The organism is Actinomadura sp. J1-007 (assembly GCF_009793335.1).
Classification (GTDB): Bacteria; Actinomycetota; Actinomycetes; order Streptosporangiales; family Streptosporangiaceae; genus Spirillospora; species Spirillospora yumaensis.
Map to the genome: position 1 here is coordinate 908,435 of NZ_WING01000003.1, position 25,494 is coordinate 933,928.

The 25,494-nt window shown below is 72.6% G+C and carries 26 protein-coding genes, 3 tRNA genes and 3 pseudogenes; 21 read left to right on the forward strand and 11 right to left on the reverse strand.

The window, feature by feature from the left end; genetic code table 11:
* Window positions 1-43: 43 nt before the first annotated feature.
* A pseudogene (locus tag GEV43_RS56875) lies at window positions 44-157 on the forward strand (universal stress protein); the annotation flags it as partial.
* Between the two features lie 430 nt (window positions 158-587).
* Here GEV43_RS56875 and GEV43_RS52980 read toward each other — a convergent pair.
* Window positions 588-761, reverse strand: a complete 174-nt coding sequence (locus GEV43_RS52980) for a hypothetical protein (protein WP_241684721.1) — start codon at window positions 759-761, stop codon at window positions 588-590.
* On the opposite strand from GEV43_RS52980, the pseudogene GEV43_RS52985 reads away from it, so the two are divergent.
* From GEV43_RS52985 to GEV43_RS45580, 6 genes and pseudogenes are all read left to right on the forward strand, one after another.
* Window positions 684-845, forward strand: a pseudogene (locus GEV43_RS52985) (universal stress protein); the annotation flags it as partial. The gene GEV43_RS52980 and the pseudogene GEV43_RS52985 overlap by 78 nt on opposite strands.
* Before the next feature lie 79 nt (window positions 846-924).
* Window positions 925-1,896, forward strand: coding sequence for a CHAP domain-containing protein (locus tag GEV43_RS45560; protein ID WP_309240340.1), 972 nt, complete (start codon window positions 925-927; stop codon window positions 1,894-1,896).
* Window positions 1,897-1,934: 38 nt separating this feature from the next.
* Window positions 1,935-2,007 (forward strand) — tRNA-Gly (locus tag GEV43_RS45565).
* Window positions 2,008-2,033: 26 nt separating this feature from the next.
* A tRNA-Cys gene (locus GEV43_RS45570) sits at window positions 2,034-2,104 on the forward strand.
* A 4-nt stretch (window positions 2,105-2,108) separates the two neighbouring features.
* Window positions 2,109-2,183, forward strand: a tRNA-Val gene (locus GEV43_RS45575).
* 221 nt (window positions 2,184-2,404) lie between these two features.
* Window positions 2,405-2,752, forward strand: coding sequence for a DUF1330 domain-containing protein (locus GEV43_RS45580; RefSeq protein ID WP_160826792.1), 348 nt, complete (start codon window positions 2,405-2,407; stop codon window positions 2,750-2,752).
* Window positions 2,753-2,758: 6 nt separating this feature from the next.
* Here the strand turns inward: GEV43_RS45580 and GEV43_RS53530 are convergent, their stop codons facing one another.
* From GEV43_RS53530 to GEV43_RS45595, 4 genes are all read right to left on the reverse strand, one after another.
* Window positions 2,759-3,178, reverse strand: coding sequence for a carotenoid oxygenase family protein (locus GEV43_RS53530; RefSeq protein ID WP_206681731.1), 420 nt, complete (start codon window positions 3,176-3,178; stop codon window positions 2,759-2,761).
* Window positions 3,175-4,095 (reverse strand): carotenoid oxygenase family protein, encoded by a 921-nt coding sequence (locus GEV43_RS45585; RefSeq protein WP_206681732.1) that lies wholly within the window; start codon window positions 4,093-4,095, stop codon window positions 3,175-3,177. The genes GEV43_RS53530 and GEV43_RS45585 overlap by 4 nt, the downstream gene beginning before the upstream one ends.
* A gap of 63 nt (window positions 4,096-4,158) precedes the next feature.
* Window positions 4,159-5,190 carry a medium chain dehydrogenase/reductase family protein gene (locus tag GEV43_RS45590; RefSeq protein ID WP_160826793.1) on the reverse strand — a complete coding sequence of 344 codons (1,032 nt, stop codon included), beginning with the start codon at window positions 5,188-5,190 and terminating at the stop codon, window positions 4,159-4,161.
* Window positions 5,191-5,421: 231 nt separating this feature from the next.
* Window positions 5,422-6,054 (reverse strand): LysE family translocator, encoded by a 633-nt coding sequence (locus GEV43_RS45595; protein WP_160826794.1) that lies wholly within the window; start codon window positions 6,052-6,054, stop codon window positions 5,422-5,424.
* A gap of 501 nt (window positions 6,055-6,555) precedes the next feature.
* Here GEV43_RS45595 and GEV43_RS45600 point away from each other — a divergent pair.
* Window positions 6,556-9,783, forward strand: coding sequence for a S8 family serine peptidase (locus GEV43_RS45600; RefSeq protein ID WP_160826795.1), 3,228 nt, complete (start codon window positions 6,556-6,558; stop codon window positions 9,781-9,783).
* Window positions 9,784-9,848: 65 nt separating this feature from the next.
* Window positions 9,849-10,460, forward strand: coding sequence for a hypothetical protein (locus GEV43_RS45605; RefSeq protein ID WP_160826796.1), 612 nt, complete (start codon window positions 9,849-9,851; stop codon window positions 10,458-10,460).
* A gap of 80 nt (window positions 10,461-10,540) precedes the next feature.
* Here the strand turns inward: GEV43_RS45605 and GEV43_RS45610 are convergent, their stop codons facing one another.
* On the reverse strand, window positions 10,541-10,888 hold the full coding sequence (locus GEV43_RS45610) for a VOC family protein (RefSeq protein WP_160826797.1): 348 nt from the start codon (window positions 10,886-10,888) through the stop codon (window positions 10,541-10,543).
* Between the two features lie 158 nt (window positions 10,889-11,046).
* Here GEV43_RS45610 and GEV43_RS45615 point away from each other — a divergent pair, with 158 nt between their 5' ends.
* Window positions 11,047-11,202, forward strand: a complete 156-nt coding sequence (locus GEV43_RS45615) for a hypothetical protein (protein WP_160826798.1) — start codon at window positions 11,047-11,049, stop codon at window positions 11,200-11,202.
* A 182-nt stretch (window positions 11,203-11,384) separates the two neighbouring features.
* Window positions 11,385-12,602, forward strand: a complete 1,218-nt coding sequence (locus GEV43_RS45620; protein WP_206681733.1) for a GAF domain-containing SpoIIE family protein phosphatase — start codon at window positions 11,385-11,387, stop codon at window positions 12,600-12,602.
* A 25-nt stretch (window positions 12,603-12,627) separates the two neighbouring features.
* Here the strand turns inward: GEV43_RS45620 and GEV43_RS45625 are convergent, their stop codons facing one another.
* The 4 genes from GEV43_RS45625 to GEV43_RS45640 all read right to left on the reverse strand — a co-directional run bounded on the left by GEV43_RS45625 (window position 12,628) and on the right by GEV43_RS45640 (window position 16,453).
* A complete protein-coding gene (locus tag GEV43_RS45625) occupies window positions 12,628-13,923 on the reverse strand; it encodes an FAD-binding oxidoreductase (RefSeq protein ID WP_160826799.1) in 1,296 nt (431 codons plus the stop codon).
* A 52-nt stretch (window positions 13,924-13,975) separates the two neighbouring features.
* Complete coding sequence (locus GEV43_RS45630) at window positions 13,976-14,770, reverse strand: alpha/beta fold hydrolase (protein ID WP_160826800.1); 795 nt, start codon at window positions 14,768-14,770, stop codon at window positions 13,976-13,978.
* A gap of 123 nt (window positions 14,771-14,893) precedes the next feature.
* Window positions 14,894-15,748 carry a helix-turn-helix transcriptional regulator gene (locus tag GEV43_RS45635; RefSeq protein ID WP_309240341.1) on the reverse strand — a complete coding sequence of 285 codons (855 nt, stop codon included), beginning with the start codon at window positions 15,746-15,748 and terminating at the stop codon, window positions 14,894-14,896.
* A 75-nt stretch (window positions 15,749-15,823) separates the two neighbouring features.
* Entirely contained in the window at window positions 15,824-16,453 is a 630-nt protein-coding gene (locus tag GEV43_RS45640; protein WP_160826801.1) for a TetR/AcrR family transcriptional regulator, read from the reverse strand.
* Window positions 16,454-16,609: 156 nt separating this feature from the next.
* Here GEV43_RS45640 and GEV43_RS45645 point away from each other — a divergent pair, with 156 nt between their 5' ends.
* The 3 genes from GEV43_RS45645 to GEV43_RS45655 are packed head-to-tail and all read left to right on the forward strand — an operon-like array spanning window position 16,610 to window position 19,001.
* On the forward strand, window positions 16,610-17,239 hold the full coding sequence (locus GEV43_RS45645; RefSeq protein WP_160826802.1) for an MSMEG_1061 family FMN-dependent PPOX-type flavoprotein: 630 nt from the start codon (window positions 16,610-16,612) through the stop codon (window positions 17,237-17,239).
* Between the two features lie 22 nt (window positions 17,240-17,261).
* Complete coding sequence (locus tag GEV43_RS45650; RefSeq protein ID WP_160826803.1) at window positions 17,262-18,170, forward strand: PDR/VanB family oxidoreductase; 909 nt, start codon at window positions 17,262-17,264, stop codon at window positions 18,168-18,170.
* The gene (locus GEV43_RS45655; protein ID WP_309240342.1) at window positions 18,171-19,001 is read left to right on the forward strand and encodes a siderophore-interacting protein; all 831 of its coding nucleotides are present in this window, start codon (window positions 18,171-18,173) and stop codon (window positions 18,999-19,001) included.
* A gap of 155 nt (window positions 19,002-19,156) precedes the next feature.
* Here the strand turns inward: GEV43_RS45655 and GEV43_RS45660 are convergent, their stop codons facing one another.
* On the reverse strand, window positions 19,157-20,314 hold the full coding sequence (locus GEV43_RS45660; protein ID WP_160826804.1) for an ROK family protein: 1,158 nt from the start codon (window positions 20,312-20,314) through the stop codon (window positions 19,157-19,159).
* A 116-nt stretch (window positions 20,315-20,430) separates the two neighbouring features.
* Here GEV43_RS45660 and GEV43_RS45665 point away from each other — a divergent pair.
* From GEV43_RS45665 to GEV43_RS45690, 7 genes and pseudogenes are all read left to right on the forward strand, one after another.
* Window positions 20,431-21,158 (forward strand): annotated as a pseudogene (locus GEV43_RS45665) (amino acid ABC transporter ATP-binding protein).
* Window positions 21,159-21,221: 63 nt separating this feature from the next.
* On the forward strand, window positions 21,222-21,755 hold the full coding sequence (locus GEV43_RS56880; protein ID WP_206681734.1) for a transporter substrate-binding domain-containing protein: 534 nt from the start codon (window positions 21,222-21,224) through the stop codon (window positions 21,753-21,755).
* Window positions 21,756-21,895: 140 nt separating this feature from the next.
* Complete coding sequence (locus tag GEV43_RS56885; RefSeq protein ID WP_375539152.1) at window positions 21,896-22,156, forward strand: hypothetical protein; 261 nt, start codon at window positions 21,896-21,898, stop codon at window positions 22,154-22,156.
* Between the two features lie 149 nt (window positions 22,157-22,305).
* Entirely contained in the window at window positions 22,306-22,836 is a 531-nt protein-coding gene (locus tag GEV43_RS45675) for an amino acid ABC transporter permease (RefSeq protein ID WP_206681735.1), read from the forward strand.
* Window positions 22,833-23,744, forward strand: coding sequence for an amino acid ABC transporter permease (locus GEV43_RS45680; RefSeq protein ID WP_160826805.1), 912 nt, complete (start codon window positions 22,833-22,835; stop codon window positions 23,742-23,744). Before GEV43_RS45675 ends, GEV43_RS45680 begins: the two co-directional genes overlap by 4 nt.
* An 11-nt stretch (window positions 23,745-23,755) precedes the next feature.
* The gene (locus GEV43_RS45685; protein WP_241684533.1) at window positions 23,756-24,700 is read left to right on the forward strand and encodes an asparaginase; all 945 of its coding nucleotides are present in this window, start codon (window positions 23,756-23,758) and stop codon (window positions 24,698-24,700) included.
* Window positions 24,697-25,440: a copper homeostasis protein CutC gene (locus tag GEV43_RS45690; RefSeq protein ID WP_160826807.1), complete on the forward strand. Its 744-nt coding sequence runs from the start codon at window positions 24,697-24,699 to the stop codon at window positions 25,438-25,440. Before GEV43_RS45685 ends, GEV43_RS45690 begins: the two co-directional genes overlap by 4 nt.
* The last annotated feature ends 54 nt before the right edge of the window (window positions 25,441-25,494 follow it).

Here is a 25,494-nt window from a genome sequence, read left to right on the forward strand (position 1 = left end):
CCATCGAGTCTTGGCACCCGCCCGCGTCGGGAATGATCCGTACATGATCGGAGAACACGTTCTGGCCGGATACGCGCACGACGCCGGAGGGCGCGAAGCGCTCGACCTCGCCCGCGCCATCGTGGCGCTCACCGGGGGCCGGCTGACCGTCGCCCACGTCCATCCGCCCGACCGCCCGGCCGCCGCCGGGGAGGCCCGCACCCTCCTCGACCAGGCCGCCGCCCACCTGGACGACCAGCCCGCCGAGTACGTCGCCCACGAGGGACGCAGCGTCGGCCGCGGCCTCACCACCCTCGCCAGCCGCATCGGCGCCGACCTGATCGCCGTCGGCTCCCCCGAGGGCGGCGCGCGCGGCCGCATCAGCGTCGGCGCGACCGCCGACCACCTGCTGCACTCCGCGACCGAGGCGGTCATGCTCGCCCCGTTCGGCTACACCCCTCCCCCGGGCCTGCACCGCATCACCGTGATGTACGTGCGGCGCCCCCAGGCGGACGAGGCCGTGCTCCACGCGGCCGAGGCCGCGGAGAAGCTCGGCGTCCCGCTGCGCCTGGTCACCCTCGCGCTGGGCGACGCCCCAAGGGGCCCCTCTACGACGACCTCGCGCTGGCGATCCGCCTCGCCTCCGACGCGGCGAAGCTGCCCCCGAGGCCCTCACCGCCGAACTCGCCGAAGGCGACGACGTCGCCGACGCCCTCGGCGCGATCGACTGGCCCGAGGGCGAACTGCTCGTCTGCGCGAGCAGCGAGGACGCGGGCGTCCACCGCGTCTTCCTGGGCGAGGTCGCGCTCAAGGTCCTGCGCGCCGCCCCCTGCCCGGTGACCGTCCTCCCGAGGGGCTACTACTGACTAGTCCGAATCGGCCGCTTCCTCCGGAACGGCTTGCCCACCGCTCTTTACCTCGGCTACATTCCGTCGATACCGGAACGTGACCTTGAACGAACGGTGGCAGATGGACCCGATCGGCAAGAAGCTGCTCGACGTCGCCAAGGCCCAGCTCGGCTACACCGAGAAGGGCGACGGCTACACCAAGTTCGGCGACTGGTACGCCAAGAACGTGGACGGCGACCACGACAGCTACTTCAAGACCGCGCCCTGGTGCGACATGTTCCTTGCCTGGGCGGCCGACAAGGCCGGCGTCACCGACCAGGCGGGCCAGTTCGCGTCCACCGTCGAGCACGCCAAGTGGTTCAAGAAGAACGACGCCTGGGGCACCGAGCCCGAGCCCGGCGCGTTCGTCTTCTACGACTGGAACGGCTCGGACGACATCGACCAGATCGACCACGTCGGCATCGTCGAGAAGGTCGACGGCCACACGATCCACACGATCGAGGGCAACGCCGACGGCTACCAGCTCACGCGCAAGACGCGCGACCTGGACTCCGTGGTCGGCTTCGGCTACCCCGCCAAGATCACCGTCACCAAGTACGCCCCCAAGCACGCCGCGCCGCCGCCGAAGGTCGAGCACCTCACCGGCGACTCCGCCGCGCGCACCCACGAGCAGGAACCCGCCAAGGACAACCACCTCCCCGCCCAGGAGGCCGTCCTCGGCGGCATCCTCGCGTTCGTCCTGTGCGGCACCGTCGCCCTCGCCGCCGGCCGCGCCGCCGCGGCCCGCACGCCCACCACGCCGCCCATCCGCGTGCGCAAGCGCGGCAAGCACCACCGCCCCTCCACCCCCGTCGCGCTCCCCGCCGACGTCACCCCCGCCGACCTCGACCACGCCGAGTCGGCGACCACGGTCATGCCCGCCCTGTCGCTCGCCGCCGCCCACGAGGCGGAGGACCGCGAGTTCTGGGGCCGCATCGCCCACCTGCGCGAAGACGAGGAACTCGCCTTCTGGAACTCCCTCCACGCGGAGACCACGACGGAGTACGCAACCACTCCGGGATTCCGCTAGAGTTGTCGTGCGCGCCGGGGGAAAACCCCGGAGCCCACGCGGACGTGGCTCAGTTGGTAGAGCATCACCTTGCCAAGGTGAGGGTCGCGGGTTCGAATCCCGTCGTCCGCTCTGAGAGGTCCCGGAGACCTCGCTCTGGTGGAGTGGCCGAGAGGCGAGGCAACGGCCTGCAAAGCCGTGTACACGGGTTCAAATCCCGTCTCCACCTCGACGGGCGATTAGCTCAGTGGGAGAGCGCTACCTTGACACGGTAGAGGCCACTGGTTCAATCCCAGTATCGCCCACCACCTTTCCCTCCACTTTCAAGGCCCTGCCCGAGATGCTCAGGCAGGGCCTTTCGCGATCCCGGAGAGCCGAAGCCACCCGCCGCGTCCGCGACGGTGTCGCCGGGGTGTGCTCCGGCCGAGGTGCGCTCCGGGGGCGGCGCTTTACCTGGCGGGTCATCGTGTGGAGCGTGCGGCCGGTGCCAGGATCGGCGGTGCACCGAAACGAGCGACCGGAGGACGCCATGACCGCCTATGTGATCGCCCACTTGCAGGACGCCGCGCCGCACCCGGAGATCGCGGAGTACATCGAGCGTCTGCCCGGGACGTTCGCGGCGTACGGCGGGCGCTACCTCGTTCACGGGACGCGGCACGAGGTGAAGGAGGGCGGGTGGCCAGGGCACGTCGTGATGATCGGGTTTCCCGGGATCGCGGAGGCGCGGGCCTGGTGGGACTCGCCGGAGTACCGGGAGATCGCGCCGTTGCGTTCGCGGCACATCGAGGGCGACATCATCCTGGTCGAGGGCGTTCCCGAGGGGTACGCCCCGACGGCCGCCGTCGGGGCGATACGCGGCGCCCTCCCCGCCGGGTAGACGAGGTCAGGTCTCGTCGGGGATCCAGGAGCCGTGGATGCCCGCGGTGACCCGGCGGGGCAGGTGGACGGCGGCGACGCGGCCGAGGTCGGCGGCGTTCAGGACGAGGAGTCGCGAGGCGTCCTGCTTGAGGTCGGAGACCACCGTGAGCAGGTAGCCGTCGTCCTCGCCGGCGGAGCCGGCGGCCGGGACGAACACGGCCTCGCTGGGCAGGCGGGCGTCACCGACCTCGCGGACGCGGCGGCCGCCGGTCGCGCGGTCGTACTTGACGACGCCGTAGCCGCCGAAGCCGTTCTCGTCGGGGAACGACACGGCGTACTGGTAGCGGTGCTCGGCGCCGAGGAACGCGTCGTTGACAGTGGGGAACTCGACCGCGAGGTCGTCGACGGTCCGTTCGTCCACGGTCCCGGCGGCCGGGTCGATCACCCAGCGGCGGGTGCGGGAGCGGCTGACGGGCTCGGAGCCGCGGCCGGGGGCGCCGACCCACCAGTTCCACGAGAGCCGGAAGCCCTCGCGGTCGACGGTCGGGCCCTCCACGACGATGCGGCCCGCGCGTCCTCGTAGGCGTTGGCGGCGTGCAGCATGTTGCCGGGCTCGACGGGGAACCAGCGGATGAGGTCGGCGCGGCCGCGGGGCATGACGCCGATGCGGGCCGGCTGCTCGTCGTCCCAGCCGTACGGGATCCCGGAGTGCTCGCCCGGGGCGAACGTGACGGTGCCCTCGACGAACACGACGTGGCGCGCGGTGATGGCGAAGTCGTGCTTGAGGGAGGCGGTGGCTCCGGGGATCTCCGCGCTGTGGGTGATCTCGCCCCCGGCGTCGGCGACGTAGTAGATCAGGTACGGCGGGAACGGCGAGGAGCCGAAGAAGTGCAGGTCGCCGGTGACCGGGTCGGCCTTGGGGTGCGCGGTCATCGCGCTGCGCAGCTTGCCGCGGAAGTCGTAGGCGCCGACGGTGTCGAGGTCCCGGGTGAGCTCGAACGGGAAGTTGGCCTCGCACAGGGCGAGGAGGCGGCCGGCGTGCTCGATGACATGCGTGCCGGCCGTGCTGGCGGTGAGGTCCGGGCCCCGTTCGGTCATGTAGGGCGCGCCGTCGAGGGCGGGGGTACGGACCCAGCGGTTGCGGTACCACTCGGCGCGCCCGTCGCGCAGGCGGATGCCGTGGACCATGCCGCTGCCCTTGAACCAGTGGGCGGGGGTGACGCCGGGCTTGGGGTTGTGTCCGTTGCGGACGAGCCGGCCGTTCAGCTCCGGCGGCAGGGCGCCCTCGACGGTGAGTCCGGACGCGGTGATCTCGTCGGCGACGGGTTCGTAGTGGCCGATCAGGTAGGGCTTGGCGGTCATGGCGGAGTTCTCGTTTCTCGGTGCGTGGGGTGACGAGTGCGCTGAGGGGCTCGGTGCGGGGCGCTACGGGGTCAGGACGACCTTCCCGGCGACGGTGCCGGACTCGGCCAGCCGCAGGGCGTCGGCGGCGCGGGTGAGCGGGAGCCGCGCGGCGATCCGGACGCTGATGTCGCCGCGCTGGAGGGCGGTGAAGACCTCGGTGAGGTCGGCGCGCAGCCGGGCCCGGAACCGGTCCTTCGACAGGGCCCGTCCGGCCCAGGCGTTGAAGAAGTAGGCGCGGCGCCGGTTGGGCAGGGCGTTCCACAGCCAGACCCGGGCGAGGAGCTTGAGGACGGGCCACTGCTTGGAGCCCTCGTCGTCGCGGGTGGAGGCCGTGCCGTACGACACGAGCGTGCCGCCGGGGGCGAGCAGGCGCCAGGAGTCGACGATGCCGGGGCCGCCGACGTGGTCGAAGACGGCGTCCACGCCGCCGGGCGCGAGCTCCCGGACGCGTGCGGCGACGTCGCCGGCGCGGTAGTCGACCGGGACGACGCCCTGGTCCCGCAGGGTGTCGTGGTGGCGCGCCGAGGCGGTGCCGATGACCTTCACGCCGGCGGCGCGGGCGAGCTGGACGAGGACGGAGCCGACGCCGCCGTTGGCGCCGTGCACCAGGATCGTCTGCCCGTTGCGGACGCGGGCCTTGCGGTGCAGCATCTGCCACGCGGTGATGCCGTTGACGACGAGGGTCTCGGCCTCCGCCGCGCCGATCCCGGCGGGGACCGGCACCGCGTCCGCGGCGTCGAGGAGCACGTGGCTCGCCCAGCCGCCGATCTTGGTCAGCGCCGCGACCCGTTCGCCGACCAGGCCGGGCCCGACGCCCTCGCCGGCGGCCAGCACCGTGCCGACGACGTCGTAGCCGGGCACGAACGGGAACGCCGGCTGGTCGTAGTAGCGGCCGCGGCGCATCTGCTGCTCGGCGAACGAGACGCCGGTCGCCTCCATCCGGATCACGACCTGGCCCGGGCCCGGGGCGGGGACGTCTCCGCGCCGGATCTCCAGCCCTTCCGGCTCGACCTTGCCCGGCAGGACGACCTCGACGAGTTCTTCGGTGTTCATGGTGACCTCCACCGCCCCGGACGGGCAGGTTAGTTGCTGTCGCGTTCGTTATAAGTTGTAACACCTAGGACATGGGAGTGTCAATAACGTTCGCTATAGCCTCTAACGGGCCGCGCCTTCGCGGGGTGGAGGTGGGGAGAGTGGCAGGTCAGCGGGGGGTTCGGCCGGGCCTGGAGGCGGCGGGCCTTGGCCGGGCCTGGCGCGGGCTGGGGGCGCGGGCTGGGGCGCGGGTCAGCTCTCGACGGCCAGGCGGACGCCGATGCCGATGAAGATGCCGCCGGTGGCGGTGTCGATGCGGCGGCGGGCGGCCTTCCGGCGGCGCAGCCATCCGCCGATCCGGCCCGCCAGCACGCCCACCAGGCCGTCCACGATGAACTCCGCCACGACCAGGACGGCGCCCAGGATCGCGAACTGGAGCCACACGTGGCCCAGCCGCGGATCGATGAACTGGGGCAGGAACGCGATGGTGAAGGTGACCATCTTGGGGTTCAGCAGGTTGGTCAGCAGGCCGTTGAGGTACGCCCGGCGCCCGGGCATCCCGCCCGTCTGCTCGTCCAGCTCGTCCTGGACGCCCTTGCGGTGGCGGATCATCTGGACGCCCAGGTAGATCAGGTACGCGGCGCCGACGATCCGCACCACGGCGAACGCGGTCGGCACCGCCGCGAACAGCGCGGCCAGCCCCGCCGCCGCCACCGCGACGTGGACGACCTCGCTGGTGGCGACGCCCGCCGTGGCGAGCAGCCCGGCCCGCGGCCCGCCGCGCATGCCGCAGCCCAGGATGAACAGCATGTCGGGGCCGGGAGTGATCATCGCGACGATCGTCGTCACGGTGAAGGCAACGAGCAGGTGCTGATCGATCGGCATACCACGATCCTCGCACAACGGACGGATCAGCACAGGTCGCCCGGACTCCCGCGCGATTCCCCGAACGCGCCCGCGTCCCTGGGGTGCCCGCAGCGGCCGGGCACGAAGAGGTCCGGTCAGCTCGCCGTCGGGTCGCGGAAGGGCTTGTGTCATTCAGTATTTGCCGACGGATCTCGTCTTGGACGGTTTTCCGGTCGGATTCAACACGTCGCCGAGCGGGCGTTCAGAATGTTCGCATTGGATGAGCATTTTCGATGGCCGCTGTCATCCGCCGGCCGTGGGTGCTGCGCCTGTGTAGCCGATGAGGTGCTCGCAGGGCGACGTCCCGCGTGCGAAACCCGTCCCTCCGCCTTGTCAGTCGGCTGATAAAAGAGCCCTTCCTCCTGCGGGTTGTCCGGGGTTTTCTCGTTGACCGGCAACGGACATGGGCGATCATTGTCACGGTCCCATAAACAAAAGCAAGATTGATAACTGAAAAAGGCTTTTAACCAAGGAGGCCAGGTGACCGTTCTTCCATGGCACCGAGGGAGGCGGCGGGCGCTGCTCGCCGCTTCCCTGGCGGCGGCCCTGCCGCTCTCGCTGACCGGCGCGCTTCCGGCCGGGGCGGGTGCGGGCGCGTCCGCCGCGCCGAGACCGGGCCCGCCCGGCGAGGCCGTACGGGTGTCCCTGATCACGGGTGACTCGTTCGTCTTCGACAGGTCCCGGGGCTCGGTCCTGCTGGAGAAGGGCAGGAAAGGGATCAGGTACCGCCTCACCCAGAACGGCGACGACTGGTACGCTGTACCGAGCGACGCCCAGCCGCTGATCGGCGCGAAGGCCGTCGACCGGGAGCTGTTCAACCTCACCCGGCTGGTGCGGGACGGGCTTGCCGACGAGAGGAAGCCGCTGCCGGTCATCGTCGGGTACGGCGAGAAGAAGTCGCGGCTTTCGGCGAGCACGCTGAAGTCCCGGGCGCAGGGACTCCCGGGAAGCGGCTCCAAGCGGGTCCTCGACCCGATCGACGCGGTCGCCCTCAAGGTGGACCGCAAGAAGAAGGGGGCCCTCTGGGCGGCCCTGGCGCCGGGCGAGTCCACCGGAAAACCCAGGCTGAAATCCGATGCGCGGCGGCTGATGCTGGACGTCCGCGTACGGGCGACCCTCGACAAGAGCGTCCCGCAGATCGGCGCTCCGCAGGCGTGGCAGGCCGGTTACACGGGCACCGGGGTGAAGGTCGCCGTGCTGGACACCGGCATCAACAGCCATCCCGACCTCAGCGGCGTCCTACTGACGGGCAAGAGCTTCGTGCCGTCCGAGCCGTCCGTCCTCGACGGGAACGGCCACGGCACGCACGTCGCCGCGACCATCGCCAGCCGCGGCGTCGGGAGCACCCCGGCCCGCAAGGGGGTGGCGCCCGGGACCAAGCTCGTCGTGGGCAAGGTGCTGGGCGGCGACGGCTACGGGCAGTTGTCGGAGATCGTCGAGGGCATGACGTGGGCGGCCGACACCCAGGACGCCGACGTGGTCAGCATGAGCCTCGGGGTGGCCCCGCAGGACGGCACGGAGCTGATGGACCAGGCGGTCGACAGCCTGTCCCAGTCCACCGGCGCGCTGTTCGTCGTGGCCGCCGGGAACGACGGCGGCGCGGCCCGGACGATCAACTCGCCGGGAACGGCCGCCTCCGCGCTCACGGTCGGGGCCGTGGACGGCGACGACCAGCTCGCCTCGTTCTCCTCCCGCGGGCCCCTGCTCCCCGACGGCGCGGTCAAGCCCGACATCACCGCGCCCGGCGTGAACATCGTCGCCGCGCGGGCGCCGGGCACCTCGGAGGGCACTCCGGTCGACGACCGGTACACCTCGATGAGCGGCACCTCGATGGCCACCCCGCACGTCGCCGGGGTCGCCGCGCTCCTCAAGCAGAAGCACCCCTCCTGGAGCGGGGCGCAGCTCAAGGCCGCCATCATCGGCTCGGCGAAGGACGTCGGCCGCACCTCGTACGAGACCGGCGCGGGACGGGTCCAGGCGGACAAGGCCATCGACCAGACCGTGACCGCGAGCCCGGCGACCCTCAGCTTCGACCGGCAGGACGACACCGCGCAGCAGGCCACCAAGGCCATCACCTACACCAACACCGGGAGCGCCCCGGTGACCCTCGCTCTGGCCGCCGCGGTGAACGGGCCGTCCGGGCAGCCGCTGCCCTCCGGGAGCGTGCAGCTCTCGGCGACGAGCCTGACGATCGCCGCCGGGCAGACCGGGCAGGTGAACCTGACGCTCTCCACCGCCGCCGGCGCGAAGGGCCTCTACACCGGGCACGTCACCGCGACGGCCGGGAACCAGGCCGTCCGCACGGCCGTGGGGCTGGAGAAGTCCAAACCCATCCGGACGGTCGCGTTCCACGTGGTCGGACGGGACGGCGCGCCGCTCACCGGTGACCGCACGCTCACCGTCGCCTCCAACGACGACGCCTCCCAGACGCCGGCCGAGTACACGATCCGCGGTGGCGGCACGCTGAACCTCCCCGAGGGCTCGTACACGTTCGCCCTGGAGGGCGACACCACCGACGATCCCGAGAGGCTCGGCTTCGACCCCGAGCAGATCATGGCAGTCATGCCGCAGTACCAGGTGCAGGGCGACGCGGACGTGACGTTCGACGTGCGGCAGATGAAACCGGTCGCCGTCGGCACTCCGGCCGCCAGCCTCCAGGTCGCCGCGACCCCGGCGTGGCGGCGCGCGGCGCCCGGACTCCCGCTGCGCGGCGGGGCGCAGCTCATCTCGGACCCGACCACGATGTACGTGCTGCCGACCGCGCAGCCCGTCACCCTGGGCACGTTCTCGTTCGGCCTGCGAAGCCAGCGGATCGCGTACCAGGTGGGCATCACCGCGGGCCAGACCAGCGTCCAGGGCCGCTACGTGGAACCCGACCGCGAAGGCGCGTACGGCGGCGACGCCCCGCTGAAGATGTTCGCCAACGGCAACCAGAACGTCCCGATGGTGTACGGCGGCAGCGGGAGCGCCGCCGACCTCGCCGGGGTGCAGGTGAGCGGGAAGCTCGTCCTGGTCCGGCGGCCGACCAACGACTACGACGCCGCGGTGGACCTGGCCCAGCGGCTCGCCGACGCCGGGGCGCTCGGCGTCGTGGTCGCCGAGTCCCGCGACGGCTACCAGACGGGCCAGACCGGGCTGTACGGCGGAGAGAAGCTGCCCGTCGTGGGCGTCACGCGCGAGCAGGGCCTGGCGCTCCAGCAGGCGATCGGCTCCCAGCCCGCGCAGGTGGCGCTGAGCTCCACCCGCAGATCACCATGGGTCTACAACCCGGCGAAGTTCTGGAAGCAGGAGATCCCGGCCAACCCGGCGATCACGATGACCGCGGGCTCCATGGCGGTCGTCAACACGACCTACCCCGCCCACGAGGACGAGTACTACCTGGTGGCCAACGCCGTGTGGCCCAAGGACGAGCCGCACGGCATCTACATCTCCTCGATGGCGTTCTGGGGACCCGTCCAGCGGCTGGAGGCGTACCCGGTGGACGCCGGCCTGCGCTGGCAGCGGACGGTGATCCCGACCAAGGCCATGGCGAGCTTCGGCGCGGTCACCTGGTCGCGCTGGGACGTGTTCGCCGCGACGGGCAGCCGCACCGAGGTGCGCGGACGGCTGCCGCTGCGCCTCGGCCAGCTCGCCCGGACCGAGCAGCCCGGCACGACGCCGCTGCTCGGGGGCGGCGCGGCGACACGTTCTACCCGATCCCCCACCTGATCAGCGGGGACGGCCACCACGAGTACGGCCACCACGCGTGGGGGCTCGAACCGCACGGCGCCGGGGTGTTCCTGCCTGACGGCACCAAGGTCGTCAGCACCCTCACCCGGGACGGCACGCCCGTGCAGCCGCGCACCGACGGGACCATGACCGTCTACGACCTGCCGCAGGGCCGGTCGCGGTACGAATGGCGGCTGGTCCACACCCCGGAGATCGCGATCCTCCCCGGCTACAAGACCGACACCACCTGGGCGTTCGACTCCGAACGGCCGGGATCGAGCACCGCCCCGGCCGGTTACGTCTGCGGCAGGACCGGCGGCAGCGGCAGCGGCGACTGCGCGGCCACGCCGCTGCTCCTGCTCGACTACGGCATCCCGCTCGGCCAGGACTACCGGGCGGCGCCCGGTCCGCTCGCCATCACGGTCGGCGGCTACCACCAGCCCGGGGCGGACGACCCGGACCTCGACGGCGTCCAGGCATCCGTCTCGTACGACAACGGGACCACCTGGCAGCCGATCACCACCGAAAGGAAGGACGACCGGACGTTCACCGCGGCCCTGACGGTGCCGCAGGCCGACGAGAACCACCAGAACGTGTCGCTGCGCTTCCAGGCGCGGGACGCCGACGGCAACACCGTGTCCCAGACGTTCCACCAGATGTTCAAGATCCGCTCCTAGCGCGACCGCACGACCGCGCGCCCGGCCACCGGTCCGTTCCGGTGGCCGGGCGCCGGGCGGCCGGGCGGCCGGTCGCGGGGTCAGCGGTGGCCCAGCACGTTGACCACCCGGCCGTTGGGGTCGCGGACGAAGAACCGGCGCACTCCCCACTCCTCGTCCTGCAAGGGATGGACGATCTCCGCGCCGCTCTCGCGCACGACCGCGTACACGGCGTCCACGTCGTCCACCTCCACGCTCACGTCGGGGGTGACCGGCGCGGTCCGGTCGGCGGTGATGAAGCTGACCTGCGCGGTCGGGTTGGACGGGGAGGCGAGCGTCGTGATCCAGCCGAGGCTCATGACCTCCTCGAAGCCCAGCAGCCCGTAGAACTCCCGGCTCTCTCGCACGGCCTCGGTCTGGACGTTGGGCATGACACGGCGAACGGTCATCGACGGCTCCAAGCGGTAATGAAATGATCACGAGGATCGGGCGAGTACGCACGCCATCGTCGTTCCCAGCGGCGACCACGTCTTGTAAGGATGGGAACTCTGGCGTGAAACTTGCACAGAAACTACCGGCAGGCAGGCGCAGCGTCTAACCTTGAGCGATGAAGCCGCTACGGTCCGCGCGCAGGCGGGGCCAGGACTGGTGGTGGACCCTGCTGGCGCGCTGGTTCCACCTGCGTGACGGCCGCTACCACCAGCACCTCCGCCCTCATCACCGCGCCGGCCGGCAGCTCGGCCGCCATCGCGGACCACCCTGAGGCCGCGGCCCGCGCGCCGGGCGCGTTCGACGCGCCGCCGATCAGAGTTGGCATTCCCTTGGCGGTTCACCGACCCGCCGTTGCCGCCGGATGATGCGGCGCAGCGCGGCCGTTCCCGTGTTCAGGCCGCTCACCAGGGGTGACGGGAGTGGAACGGCAGATAGCTCACATACAGTTGACGCGTGAGCAACGCGGCAGGCGCTGGGGAGGATGCCACCCGGAGGCTTGAGAACATCCAGGCGGTCACCGACGAGGCGTTCGCGCACATGGACGTCGACGAGTTCCTGGACACCCTGCTCGAACGCGTCCGCGACATCCTGGGCGTGGACACCGCCGCGGTGCTGATCCTGGACCGCAAGGCGCAGCTGCTGAGGGCGACGGCCGCCAAGGGGATCGAGGAAGAGGTCAGCCAGGCGGTGCACGTCCCGGTCGGCCGGGGCTTCGCCGGGCGGGTCGCCGCCGAGCGGCGTCCGGTCTACATCGACGACGTCACGCACGCCGACGTGTTCAACCCCCTGCTGGTGCGGCGCGGCCTGCGCTCGCTGCTCGGCGTCCCGCTGATCGGCGGTGGCTCACTGGTGGGCGTCCTGCACGTGGGGACGCTGGCCACGCGCCGGTTCACCGGCGAGGAGACCGAGTTCCTCCAGCTCGCGGCCGGACGCGCCGCGCTGGCGGTGCAGTCCCTGCTCAGCCGGGCGGAACGCGCCGGAGCCCTCCAGTTGCAGCGCAGCCTGATACCTGCCGCGCTCCCGCCCGTTCCGGGTGCCGAGCTGGCCGCGCGCTACCGTCCCGGCAAGGCGGACGTCGGCGGCGACTGGTACGACGTGTTCACGCTCCCGTCCGGGGAGGTCGGCCTGGTGATGGGCGACGTGGCCGGGCACGGACTCGGCTCCGCCGTCGTGATGGGCCGGATGCGCAGCGCGCTGCGGGCCTACGCGCTGGAGACCATCGACCCGGCCGAGGTGCTGGACAAGCTCAACCGGAAGATGCAGCACTTCGAGCCCGACGCGACGGCGACCGTCCTCTACGCGGTGTGCGCCCCAAGCCTGGAGGAGGTCCGGATCTCCTCGGCCGGACACTTCCCGCCGATCCTCGCCGAGCCCGGACGCCCGGCGTGCATGGTCGACATGAAGTCCGACGTGCTGATCGGCCTGGGCGAGGACATCCCGCGCCAGTCCACGGCCGTGCCGCTGGCCCCGGGCGCCCTGCTGTGCTTCTACACCGACGGGCTGGTGGAACGGCGCGACAGGTCGCTCGGCGGCGAGCTCGACCGGCTGTGCGAAGCGGTGTACGCCGGTCCGCCCGAAGAGGTGAGCGCCGCGATCATGTCGGAGCTGGTCGGCCGCCGTCCCCCGACCGACGACACCGCCCTGCTGCTGTTCCGACGGCAGCCCTCGTAACGGCGCGGCGGGCGGTCTCGCGTCGCTACTTGAGGACGGGGTGGTTGGCGCGGAACACGTTCCGCGGGTCGCGGGAGCGCTTCAGCTCGCGCAACCGGGCGAGGGTCGGCTCGGGGAAGGCGTCGGCGGCGGTCTCCTCGGGCGTCAGCAGTGTGTACGGCTTGGTCCCCGCGACGACGGCGCCGAACCGTTCGGCGATCCGGGCCTGCGCGGTACGGGACTCGCGCGCGAGGTCCGGCTTCGATCCGACGCCGAGCATCTGGAGCAGGTACGGCTCGGCCAGCGCACCGCTCGCGCCGGAGCCCGGCTCGGCCAGCGCGCCGCCCAGGTGCCGGATCTGGATGGTGATCAGCGGGTCGATCGGCTCGGTCGCGAGCCCGTCGTCCAGGCCGGTCAGCAGCTCCGCCCGCGGCAGCGCGGCACGCGGGGTGGTCGGCTCGTCGGTGATCGAGCCCAGCTCGGCGACCGGCACGGGGCCGCGGGAGTCGCTGATCGCGCCGCCGACGCCGTCGACGCGGCGCACCAGGTCGGCCCCTTCGCGCGGGTCGCCGAGGTAGGCCAGGTCGAGCGCCACCATGGGCGGGGCGCCGGGGAACGCGAACCGGTTGAACCAGACGGTCAGCTCGCGCGGCGCGCCGTCGGTGATCTCCCGGAAGACCTCGAACACCGCGGCGCCGCGGTCGCCCGGCCAGACCACGCGCCCGCCGTACAGGGACGGCGCCGGACGCAGCTCGAACTCCAGTGACGTCACCAGCGCGAAGTCGCCTCCGCCGCCCTTCAGCCCCCAGAACAGCTCGGGATCGGACGACTCGTCCACTCGGTGCCGTTCGCCGTCGGCGTCGACGATGTCGAGGGCGCGCAGGCTGTCGGAGGCCCAGCCGTACTTGCGGCCGAACCAGGAGAGCCCGCCGCCCAGCGTGTACCCGGCCACGCTCACCGCCGGGGAGCTGCCCGCCAGCCCGGTCAGGCCGTAGGGCCCGGTCTCCGCCAGCACCCGGCCCCAGCTCACCCCCGCGCCGACGCGGGCGAGCCGCTCCCGCTCCTGGACGCGCACGCCGTCCAGGCGGCCGGTGCGCAGCAGGATCACGCCGTCCACGTCGCCCGAGGCGTCGTGGCCGCTGGCCTGCGCCGCCACCGCCAGGCCCGAACGGCGCGCGTAGCGGACCAGCGCGGCCGCGTCCTCGGCGTCCTCGGCCTCCACCACGGCCGCGACCGGCTGCTCGACCGCCAGGTTCCAGGCCCGGCGCGCCGCGTCGAACCCGTCGTCGCCGCGCTCCAGCACCCGGCCCCTGACCGCGTCTCGCAGATCACCGCTCGTCATCTCGGTCCCCCGTCCACGGGCAGTTGGCCCTGATCACCATGTTGCTAGGATGCTAGCATCCGTTCCCGCCGCCGCCGAGGAACTCGCGGGTGAGCTTGACGATGTCGTCGGGCCGGACGAACCAGTCCATGTGCCCGTCGCCGTCCAGCTCCACCAGGCGCGAGCCCGCGATGCCCGCGTGCAGCAGCCGGGACTGCCCGACCGGGGCCATCTGGTCGCCGCCGAGTCCGATGACCAGGGTCGGAGCCTGGATCCGCGGCAGCAGTCCGCGGATGTCGATCCTGGCCGCGAGGTCGATCTGGCGGGCCACCCCGGGCGGCCACTCGTCCTCCAGCGACCGGGCCAGGCCGTCGTGGCCGAACCCGTCCACGACCTCGGGGCTGAACCCCTGGAGCGTGGCGAACCGCTTGAACAGGCCGAAGTCGGCGGCGGCCAGGTCGCGCCAGAGCTCGAAGTTGAACCGGGCCCGCGGGCCGCTCATGTCGGCGATGGCGCCCACGAGGACGAGCCTGCGCACGAGCTCGGGCCGGGTGGCGGCGGTCGCCGCCGCGACGGCCCCGCCCATGGAGAAGCCGAACAGGTCCACCGGGCCGTCCGCGGCGGCGCGGGCGGCCGCGGCGACCTGTCCGGCGAGCAGGTCGACGGTCAGCTCACCGCCGCCGTCGGTGGTCCTGCCGCTGCCGCTGAGGTTGGGGCGCACGACGGTGCGGTCGTCGCCGAAGCGGTGCACGACATGGCCGAACGCCTTGTCGGCGTCGCCGCCGACTCCGTGCACGAGCACCAGGCCGGGGCCGTGTCCGTCGGCCTCGTAGTGGACGGAGCCGTCGGTGGTGGGGACGACAGGCATGGGGGACCTCCGCAGAAGCTTGTTCTCGCCAGGCCCGTCTGACCTGGCAAGAGCAAGCTTGGAAGGCGGGAGGCCCGGCAGCCAGCCCCCGGTCTTGCGTACTCAGCGGTTGAGCAGGCTCGCTCAGGTCAGCTCGGCGCTGGCCTTGCGGTCGGTGGTCGACGCGAGATACCGCAGCGCGGCCTCTGAACGGGAGCCCGGTTCGGCGACGAGGAGTTCCAGCTCGCTCAGGTCGGGGTCCCCCGGGAGGAGCATCGTCTCGCCGAAGAGTTCGAGCTCGCCGGCCACCGGGTGCACGAACCGGTAGTCGCGGTGGCTCCACGTGGCCACGTCGTGCTCGTCCCACAGCCGCCGGAACTCCTCGCTGGCGTCCCGCATGGCGCGGACGTGCGCCGTCAGCCGAGGGTCTTCGGGGTTGCGCGCCAGGAGCACCCGCAGGTACGCGACATGCTCGCCGGCGAACCGCTGCCAGTCCGCGCCGAGCATGAGCCTGTACTCCTCATTGAGGAAGACCTGATGCGACCAGGTGCGCCGCTCGGGCGGAAAGGCCGCGAGATCGACCAGCGCCGCGGCCGCCCGGTTCCAGGCGACGATGTCGGTGTGGTGCCCGAGGACGAACACCGGGTTGTGCTCCATAGAGTCCAGCACGCGTTGCAGGCCCTCCCGGACGCGCACGCGCGGGGCCTCGTGCCGGGCCTGCGGCGGGTGCGCGAGGCGGTGCAGGTAGGCCCGTTCGTCCTCGTTCAGCCGCAGCGTCCGCGCGATCGCGTCGATCACCTTCGGGGAGACGTTGTCGCTGTTGCCCTGCTCCAGCCGCGTGTAGTGGGCGACGCTCACGCCCGCGAGGAGCGCGAGCTCCTCCCGGCGCAGCCCCCGCACCCGCCGCTGCCCGCCGTGGCTCGCCAGCCCCACCTCCTCGGGCGTGAGCCGGGCGCGCCGCGACTTCAGGAACTCGCTGAGCTCGCTACGAACGTCCACGGCCAGCGAGGATATCGGCGAGACGGGACGCGGCGGCCGGACGGGCCCCGGGCCGCGGCGGCACGCACGCCGGGGTCAGTCGGCGGGGGCGGCGGTGAGGTAGCGGGTGAGCATGGCGACGAGCTCGTTCTCGAACCGGGTGACGTCGATCGGGTCGGGCGCCGCGATGAGCTGGTGCACGACCAGCTCGACGGTGGCGACGACGAGCCGGGCCGCGGTCTCCATGTCGCCGACGCGGACCTCGGGGTGGCGCTCGAACAGGTCGCGCACGTAGGCGACGCGCGTCCGCTGCTCCTCGGCGACCCTGTCCAGCAGCCGCAGGGAACGGGGCGCCTGCTCGATCATGACGCGGAGCAGTCGCGGGTCGTCGTGGTGGTTCTCGATCACGGTCCTCACGAGCGCCCGCAGGACGTCTTCGAGGGGACCGGACGGCTCGTCGGCCTTCTGGCGGTCGAACGCGACCATCCCGGCGTCGATGTGCCGGATCAGCAGCTCGGCGAGGATCGCGTCCTTGTTCGGAAAGTACTGATACAGCGAGCCGATCGAGATCCCCGCCCGCTCGGCGATCCGGTTGGTGGTGCCCGCGGCGTAGCCGTGGTCGCCGAAAACGTGAGCAGCCGCCGTGAGGATGCGCTGCCGGGTGAGCTCGGCCCGGACCTGCCTGGGCTGTTTACGCGGGCGAATCCGGCGGTCGTCCGACGTCATCGCACCTCCTTTGCGGCGCCTCGAAAGCGAGTAGCGCGATTCGCGAGTAATTGCTCATAATAGTGCCACGACCTGCACTGATGCGGTCAACGGGGTGCCGTGCCGACATCCGGGCGCCCCGCTCGCGCACGTACCGCGACCCCGAAGGAGACAGCCATGACGCTCGCCCGCGCCCGGCCCCGGCGCGTGTCCCCGCAAGAGGTCCGCGCCCGGCTCGGCGCGCCGGAGGCCATGGTCAAGAACAAGGTCGGTGACCGCGTCGACGCGCTCACCCATCGCTTCATCGCCCATTCGCCGTTCCTGACCATGGCGACGGCGGACGCCGAGGGGCGCGCCGACTGCTCGCCGCGCGGCGACTACCCGGGGTTCGTGAAGGTCCTGGACGAGCGGACGCTCGCGATCCCCGACCGGCCCGGCAACAAGATCGCCGACTCGTTCCGCAACCTCGCGGAGAACGACGGGATCGGGCTGCTGTTCCTGGTCCCTGGCATGCGGGAGGTGCTGCGCGTCAACGGCCGCGCCTACCCGACCGACGAGCCCGACGTGCTGGCGAGGATGCGCACCGAGGCGAAGACGCCGGACCTGGCGCTGGTGGTCGAGGTGGCCGAGGTGTATTTCCACTGCGGTCGCGCGCTCATCCGATCGCGGCTGTGGGACCCCGCGAGCCAGGCCCTCGCCGAGGAGCTGCCGTCGGCGGGCGAGGTGGCCGCGGACCAGCTCGGCCTCGACGTCGACCCGGAGACGGTCGCCCGCATGCTCGAAGCCGGCTACCGGCGACTGTACTGACCACGCCACAAGGGATGATCCCATGCAGCAGACCATTCTCGAACGCGTCGACAGGGTCGCCGGAGACGCCGTCTCCCTCGTCCTGCGCGGCGCCGACGGGCCGCTGGCGGCCTGGGAGCCGGGAGCGCACATCGACCTGGCGCTGCCGAACTGGCTGTCCCGGCAGTACTCGCTGTGCGGCGATCCCGGCGAGCGCGACCGCTACCGCATCGCGGTGCGCCACGATCCGCTCAGCCGGGGCGGCTCGGAGTACGTCCACCTGTTCCTGCGGACGGGCCGCACGCTCGACGTGTCGTCGCCGCGGAACAACTTCCCGCTGCTGCCCGCGCCGGAGTACCTGTTCCTCGCCGGCGGGATCGGCGTCACGCCGATGGTGCCGATGCTGCGCGCCGCCGTCGAGGCGGGAGCCGACGCGACACTGGTGTACGCGGGGAGGTCGGCGGAGACCATGCCGTTCGCCGAGGAGCTGCGCGACACGTACGGGGACCGGGTGCGGCTCGTCGCCACGCGGGAGCGGGGCAGGCCCGATCTCGCCGCCCTCGCCGCCGCGCTCGGCCCCCGCGCGCTGGTGTACTGCTGCGGCCCGGCGTCGATGACCGCCGAGGCCGAGGCCGTGTTCCCCGCCGAACGGCTGCACGTCGAACGGTTCCGTCCCGCGGTCAAGACGTTCGCGCCCAACACCGCGTTCGAGGTGGCGTGCGCGCGGTCGGGGCAGACCGTCGAGGTGCCGCCGGAGGAAACGCTCCTGGACGCGTTGAACCACGCCGGACGGCCCGTGCCGGCCGGGTGCCGCGAGGGCGTCTGCGGGAGCTGCGAGATCGCCGTCCTCGAAGGCGAGCCCGAGCACCGCGACGACATCGGCGCCGCGCCCGGACGGATGTACGCCTGCGTGTCCCGCGCGCTGTCATCCAGGCTCGTCCTGGACCTCTGAGTGAAGCAAGGGAAGTACGAGCACGCGATGCTGCCCAAACTGCGCAAGCCCGAGACCCGGAAAATGATCACTTTGGAGGTGCGCGAGAACGTCCCGCTGACGGCCAACTTCAGGCTGATCACCCTCGGCGGTCCCGAACTGGAGCACCTGGGGCCCATGGGCTACGACCAGGTCGTTCGCCTGTTCTTTCCCCGCCCCGGCCAGGAGCGGCTGCGGATGCCGAGCCTGTCCAACGAAGCCTGGATGGCCGAGATCCTCCTGCTGCCGAAGTCGCGCCGGCCCTGGGTCCGCAACTACACGATCCGGCGGGCCCGCCCCGAGGCGGGCGAGGTGGACATCGAGTTCACCCTGCACGACGACGGCCCGGCCTCCGACTGGGCCCGGCGGGCCCGGCCCGGCGACCAGGCGGGCATCTTCGACATGGGGGTGTCCTACCTGCCGCCCGAACGGGCGCGGTGGCAGTTGCTGGTCGGTGAGGAGAGCGCCGTGCCCGCGATCCTGGCCATCCTCGAACACGCGCCCGCCTCGCTGGCCGCCGAGGTGTTCCTGGAGGTGCCGGAGACGGCCGACATCCGGCCCGACGTCGTCGCCCCCGACGGGGTGAACGTGCACTGGCTGGCCCGCGACGGCGCGGGCGGCCTTCCCGGAGCGCTCGCTCTCGACACGGTCAAGCGGGCTTCCCTGCGGCCCGGCCCGTTCTACGCCTGGGTCGCGGGCGAGTCCAAGATGGCCACCGGCCTGCGCCGCCACCTGGTGAACGACCGCGGCGTGCCGAAGTCGGACATCGCCTTCTTCGGCTACTGGCGCCACGGCCGGTCCAGCCCCGGCTGACCGGCCCGCGTCAACGTCACGCGCCTCGGAGGCCCTCCACGCCGGCCGCCCGAACGTCGCGCGCCTCGGAGGGCCTCCACGCCCGCCGGCCGAACGTCGCGCACCTCGGAGGGGCTCCGCGGCGGTCGCCGGAACCGTCGTTCCGTTGACGGCGGTCAGCGCTGGAGGGTCTGGTCGATCCATTCGCCGGACTCGTCGAGCAGGAGGTGCCCGGCTCCGAGGATGCTGGCGTCGCGTCCGGCGCGGGACGTGGCGATCCGCAGGTTGCGGGTGGCGAGCGGCAGGCAGCGCTCGTAGATGGCGCCGCGGATCGTCGCGGCGAGCGGCTCGGCGTTGGACAGGCTGCCCCCGATCACCAGGGCGTCGGGGTTGAAGAAGTTCACCAGGGCGGTGAGGACGTCGCCGATGAGGCGCCCGGCGTTGCGCACCGCGCTGGTGGCCTGGGGAACGCCGTCGGTGACCAGGTCGACGATCTGGGCCGGGGTCTCCACGGCGATGCCCTGGGCGTTCAGGGACGCGGCGAGCGCCGCTCCGCTGGCGTGCGCCTCCAGGCAGTCGGGATGGCCGCACGAGCAGTCCACGGTGGCCTCGGAGCGGATCCGGACGTGGCTGATGTCGCCCGCCGCGCCGCGGCCCCGGTGCAGCCGGCCGTCCACGATGACGCCGCAGCCGATGCCGCTGCCGAGCTTGATGACCATGACGTTGTCGAGGTCCGGCCAGGACGCCCGGTGCTCGCCGACGGCCATGAGGTTGGCGTCGTTCTCCACCAGGGCGGGGGTGCCCGCGTGCCCGGCGGTGAACTCGCGGACGGGGAAGTCGTTCCAGCCCGGCATCCGCGACGGTGAGACCACCTGGCCCGTCGCCGGGTCGACCGGGCCCGGCAGCCCCACGCCGACGCCCCGTACGGGCACGTCCGCGAGGCCGTGCTCGCCGGCGAGGCGGCGCAGGCCGTCGACCACCGCGGTCAGCGTGGGCTCCGGGCCGACGGAGATGTCGCACGCGAGGTCGGAGAGCGCGAGCGGCGTGCCGGCGAGGTCGACGACGGCGAGCCTCGCGTGGCGCGCGCCGAGGTCGGCGACCAGGAACACGCCGGCCGCGCGGGCGAGGCGGAGCCGGCGCGGCCGGCGCCCGCCGCGCGAGACGCCGGCGCCCCCCTCGGCGAACAGGCCCGCCTCGATGAGCTGCTCGACGCGCAGCGAGACGCTGGAGGCGGCCAGGCCGGAGAGCCGGGCGAGCTCGGCCCGCGACTCGGCCTGGCCGGTGGCGACCAGGCGTACGAGCGCCGCGGGTCCGTCGTCTCTGCTGTTGCGCACCCCAGATAGATAGCATGCGCGAACTTGGTACAGCAATCCGTTGACTTACGACGATTTGAAGTTCTAATGTCCTCTCTGACTTCGATTTCGAAGGAAGTTGGATCGAGGATGATCGAATGATCGAGGTTCGCAGCCTGCACAAGCGCTTCGGCGACCACACCGCTCTGAAGGACGTCGACCTGGACGTCGCGCGCGGCGAGGTCGTCGTGGTGATCGGCCCGTCCGGGTCGGGCAAGTCCACGCTCTGCCGCTGCCTGAACCGGCTGGAGACGCCGGACTCGGGCGTGATCCGGTTCGACGGCGCGGACCTGCCCGCCGAGGGCCGCGCGCTCGCGCGCCTCCGCGCGGACGTGGGCATGGTGTTCCAGTCGTTCAACCTCTTCCAGCACAAGACCGTCCTGGAGAACCTGACGCTCGCGCCCACCCGGGTGCGCGGGACGTCCCGCGCCGAGGCCGAGCGCAACGCCCGCGAGCTGCTCGACCGGGTCGGCATCGGCGAGCAGGCGGACAAGCTGCCCGCGCAGCTCTCGGGCGGCCAGCAGCAGCGCGCCGCGATCGCGCGCGCCCTGGCGATGCGGCCGAAGGCGATGCTGTTCGACGAGCCGACGTCCGCGCTCGACCCGGAGATGGTCGGCGAGGTCCTGGACGTGATGACGGGCCTGGCCCGCGACGGCATGACGATGGTGGTCGTCACCCACGAGATGGGGTTCGCCCGCCAGGTCGCCGACCGGGTCGTGTTCATGGCGGACGGCGAGGTCGTGGAGACCGGCGAGCCGTCCGCGTTCTTCGACTCCCCGCCACGGACCGGGCCCGGGACTTCCTGGCCAAGGTCCTCAGCCACTAGCGGCACTGCGGTAATCCTCCGGCGCGCCGGCCACGGCGCGCCGCCCGAGAAAGGTTGATGATCATGGTGCGTACCCCTGCGGGGATGCGGTGGGCGGTCCCGGCCGCGGTCGCCGCGCTGTCGGTGGCGGGCCTCACGGCGTGCTCCGGCGGCGACTCCGATTCGGCCGTGCCCGGATCCGGCGGCGGCAAGCAGGACGACCTGGTCGCCGCGGCGCCGGTCGCGGGCGACCCGCCCGCCGGCTCCACCATGGAGAAGATCCGCAAGCGCGGGCAGCTCATCGTCGGCGGGTCGCTGGACGCGCCGCTGCTGTCGCAGCAGAACCCCTCGACCAAGAAGGTCGAGGGCCTGGACGCCGACTTCGGCCGGCTGCTGGCCAAGTACATCATCGGCAAGCCGAACGTGAAGATCGTCAACTCGGCGTCCGAGACCCGCGAGGCGCTGCTGTCCAACGGCACCGTGGACGTGGTGCTCCAGACCTACAGCATCACGCCGGAACGTGCCAAGCAGGTCGCGTTCGCCGGGCCGTACTACAGCTCGGGGCTGGTCATCGCCACCAAGAAGGACAAGACCGGCATCACCGCCCCGCCGACCTGAAGGGCAAGACGGTCATCGCGGGCGCCAACACCCCGGCGATCCCGGCCATCAAGAAGCTCGCCCCGGGCGCCAAGATCGTCACGTTCGGCAGCGACCCCGAGTGCGTCCAGGCGCTCAAGCAGGGCCGCGGCGACGCGTACGTGCAGGACGAGGCGGTGCTGCTGGCCACCGCCAAGCAGGACCCCGCCATCAAGATCCAGGGCAAGCCGCTGACCAGCGACCCGTACGGCATCGGGCTCAAGCACGGCGACGCGCAGATGAAGCAGTTCGTCAACGACTGGCTGAAGAAGATCCAGGCGTCCGGGCTGTGGGCGAAGGTCTGGAAGAACTCGGTCGGGACGGTCGTGCAGGGCGAGGCGCCGAAGCCGCCCGCGATCGGGTCGGCGCCGGGCTCGCAGTGAGCGTGACCTTCGAGTGAGAGGGAGACCCGTCCCGCCATGAACGTCATCACCGACCACCTGTCGGAGCTCGGCCACGGCCTGCTGCTGACCGTGGAGCTGACGCTGCTGTCGCTCGCCGGCGCGCTCGTCGCCGGGTCGTGGTGGCCGCGATGCGGGTCTCCCCGGTGCGCGTGCTGCGCGCGGCGGGGATGGCCTACGTCGAGGTCCTCCAGAACATCCCGCTGCTGGTGTGGCTCGTCATCGCCGTGTTCGGCCTGCCGGAGATCGGAGTGATCGCCGGGCTGTTCACCACCTCGGTCGTCGTGATCGCCCTCTACCAGGGGGCGTACATGGCCGAGGCGGTCCGGTCCGGCATCAACGCGGTGCCGGCGGGGCAGGGCGAAGCCGCCCGCGCGCTCGGGCTCTCCTTCGTCCAGTCGCTGCGGCTGGTGGTGCTGCCGCAGGCGCTGCGCACCGTCGTGCAGCCGCTCGGCAACATCGCGATCATGACCCTGATGAACACCGCGCTGGCCGCCGCGGTCGGCGTGGTCGAGCTGACCGCCGCGGCCAACCGCGTCAACCTGGCCGAGGCCCAGCCGATCTGGATCTTCGTGACGGCGGGCCTGGCGTACATGGCGCTGTCCGGCGTGCTCGGCCTGGCGTCCGGCGCCCTGGAGCGGAAGTGGGCGATCCTGCGATGAGCGCACCGTCCTCGCGGCTGCTGTTCGACGAGCCGGGGCCGCGCGCCCGGCGCCGCATCCGCGCCACCACCGCGCTCGCCGTCCTGGTCGGCGCCGCCCTCGTCGCGCTCGCGCTGAAGCAGTTCGCCGACAACGGCCAGCTCGCCGCCGACCGGTGGCGCCCGTACGGCACGTGGCCGATGTGGCGGTACATGCTGGAGGGCCTGCGGTCCACGGCGCAGGCGGCCGCGGTGTCGATCGCGCTCGCCGCGGCGGCGGGCGTCATGCTGGCCCTCGGGCGGATCTCCCCGTCCCGGTGGCTGCGCGTCCCGTCCGCCGCGTACGTCGAGATCGTCCGGACGATCCCGGCGCTGCTGCTGGTCTACCTGGTGCTGTTCGCGCTCCCCCGGTACGGCGTGGACCTGCCGCTGTTCTGGAAGCTCGTCGTCCCGCTGTCGGTGTCCAACGCCGCCGCGTTCGCCGAGATCTTCCGTGCGGGCATCCGCTCGGTGGAACGCGGCCAGCTGGAGGCGGGCCTCGCGCTCGGCCTCACCCGCGGCCGGGCGATGCGGCTGGTCGTCCTGCCGCAGGCCGCGCGCCGGGTGCTGCCGTCGCTGGTCAGCCAGTCCGCCGGGCTGCTGAAGGACACCTCGCTCGGGTACGTGGTCAGCTACTCCGAGCTGCTCTACAGCGGCAAGGTGCTGGCCAACTACAACCACCTGCTGATCCAGACGTACCTGGTGATCGCGCTGATCTACCTGGTCATCAACGCGTCGCTGGCCAAGCTCGCGCGGACGCTGGAGGCCCGGCAGCGGACCCGGCCGTCCCGCGCCGTCCGCCGGGCCGTCCCGGCCGCCGCGCCCACCGCCGCGCCGACCGCGGACCCGGACGCCGACCCCGGCGCCGGTCCCGGCGCGGCCCGACCGTGATGAGGAGACCGATGTACGACGTGCTGGCCGAGGTCGTCCGCAACGGCTTCGTCGAGAGCCGCCACTACGGCAGCGTCGTCGGGCTCGCTTCCGACGGCACCGTCGCCTACGCGCGCGGGAACGTGGACGAGACCGTCCTGCCGCGCTCGACGACCAAGCCGTTCCAGGCCGCGGCGTGCCTGGCCGCGGGCGCTCCCCTGGCGGGCGAGCGCCTCGCGATCGCCGCGGGCAGCCACACCGGCGAGGACTTCCACGTCAAGACGGTGGAGGCGATCCTGGCGGACGCGGGCCTCGGCGCGGACGCGCTGCGCTGCCCGCCGTCCTGGCCGGAGGACGAGCCGACGAAGGCCGCGCTGATCAGGGCGGGCGAGGGCGAGTCGCGCGAGCGGATGAACTGCTCGGGCAAGCACGCCGCGATGCTGGCCGCCTGCGCCGCCAACGGCTGGCCCCTCGGCACCTACCTCGACCCCGGGCATCCGCTCCAGCGCGAGGTCGCGCGGATCATGGGCGAGGCGGCCGGCGAGACGCCGTCGCCCGTCGCGGTGGACGGCTGCGGCGCGCCGCTGTTCGGGCTCACCCTCACCGGCCTCGCCCGCGCGATCGCCACCCTCGTCCGCGCGGACGGCCCGTACCGCGCCGTCGCCGACGCCATGCGCGCCCACCCCGAGTACGTCGGCGGGACCGGCCACGCCAACACCGAGCTCATGCGGCTGCTGCCCGGCTGCGTGGCCAAGGGCGGCGCGGAGGGCGTGCTCGTCGCCGCGACCGCCGACGGCCTCGCGGTCGCGGTGAAGGTCATCGACGGCAGCCCCCGCGCGACCACCGCCATCGCGCTGCGCGCGCTCGCCGCGCTCGGCGCCGACACCACCCCCGCCGCTCCCCTCGCCGCCGTCCCCGTCCTCGGCGGCGGGCGCCCGGTCGGCGAGATCCGAACGACCCCGGAAGGACCCCAGTGAGCCTCACCTACGAGATCTGCATCGACAGCGTCGAGGGCGCCGTCGCGGCCGAGCGGGCGGGCGCCCAGCGCGTGGAGCTGTGCGCGGCGCTGTTCGAAGGGGGGCTCACCCCCACCCTTGGAACGGTCCGGGCCGCGCTCGCGGCGGTGTCGCGGATCCGGGTGCACGTCATCATCCGCCCGCGCGGCGGCGACTTCATCTTCGACGAGCACGAGGTCGCGGCGATGGAGCACGACACCGTCCTCGCCCGCGAGGCCGGCGCGCACGGCATCGTGATCGGCGCGCTCACCCCCGGCGGCGAGATCGACCGCCGCGTCACCGAACGGCTCATCGCGGCCGCCGGCGGCCTGCCGATCACGTTCCACCGGGCCTTCGACATGGCCGCCGACCCGTTCGCCGCGCTGGAGACGCTCATCGACCTCGGCGTGGACCGCGTCCTGACCTCCGGCCAGGACGCCGGCGCGCTGGAGGGCGCGCCGCTGATCGCCGAGCTGGTCCGGCGCGCGGGCGACCGCATCGTCGTGATGCCCGGCGGCGGCGTCACCGACCGCAACGTGGCGCGGATCGTCGCGGAGACCGGCGCCCGCGAGATCCACTTCGCCGCGCTCAGCGAGCGGCCGAGCCCCGCCGTCCACCGCAACCCGTACCCGTTCATGGGCGGCGAGCTGCGGCAGCCGGAGTACCAGCGGCTCGTCACGACCGGCGACGGCATCACGGCCGTGATGCGCGCCGCCGGCTGACGCCGGGCCGGTCCGAGAACGGCCGACGCGGATCGCCGGACGCCGACGCTGGCG